This is a genomic window from Pantoea sp. JGM49, assembly GCF_018257655.1.
Taxonomy (GTDB): Bacteria; Pseudomonadota; Gammaproteobacteria; order Enterobacterales; family Enterobacteriaceae; genus Pantoea; species Pantoea communis.
This window is the reverse complement of the sequence record NZ_JAERJM010000049.1, coordinates 1-528: the sequence shown is the minus strand read 5'-3', so window position 1 is coordinate 528 and position 528 is coordinate 1. Positions and strand designations below refer to the sequence as shown.

Below are 528 nucleotides of genomic sequence, written 5' to 3'. Positions count from 1 at the left end.
CGAAGTGCTCACACAGATTGTCTGATAGAAAAGTAACGAGCAGAAAAAACCTCTACAGGCTTGTAGCTCAGGTGGTTAGAGCGCACCCCTGATAAGGGTGAGGTCGGTGGTTCAAGTCCACTCAGGCCTACCAAATTCGCACTCATGCGGCGTTATGTACTCAGTCGTTTACCCAACAGTAAACGTCCTTCGTACATGCCTTGCCTGAGCACGAATTACCGTTTTCATAAAACGGGACTCCTGGTGAGTGGTAGTAGTGGTCTCTGCAGTAACTGTATGGGGCTATAGCTCAGCTGGGAGAGCGCCTGCCTTGCACGCAGGAGGTCAGCGGTTCGATCCCGCTTAGCTCCACCATTACAGTGACTCAAAACAATACTTCAGAGCGTACCGGCAACGGTGTGCTGCGAAGTATTATGCTCTTTAACAATCCGGAACAAGCTGAAAATTGAAACGACACGTCGTATTCATTCTCCGTAATAAGAATGAATAAACGATGTGTTCGAGTCTCTCAAATGCTTGCAGTCTGCA

At 48.5% G+C, this 528-nt stretch carries 2 tRNA genes; both read left to right on the top strand.

Annotation, left to right across the window (positions count from 1 at the left end):
• The first annotated feature begins 56 nt into the window (after positions 1-56).
• Positions 57-133: transfer RNA gene (locus JK231_RS25405), tRNA-Ile, on the top strand.
• Positions 134-278: 145 nt separating this feature from the next.
• Positions 279-354 (top strand) — tRNA-Ala (locus JK231_RS25400).
• Positions 355-528 lie beyond the last annotated feature (174 nt).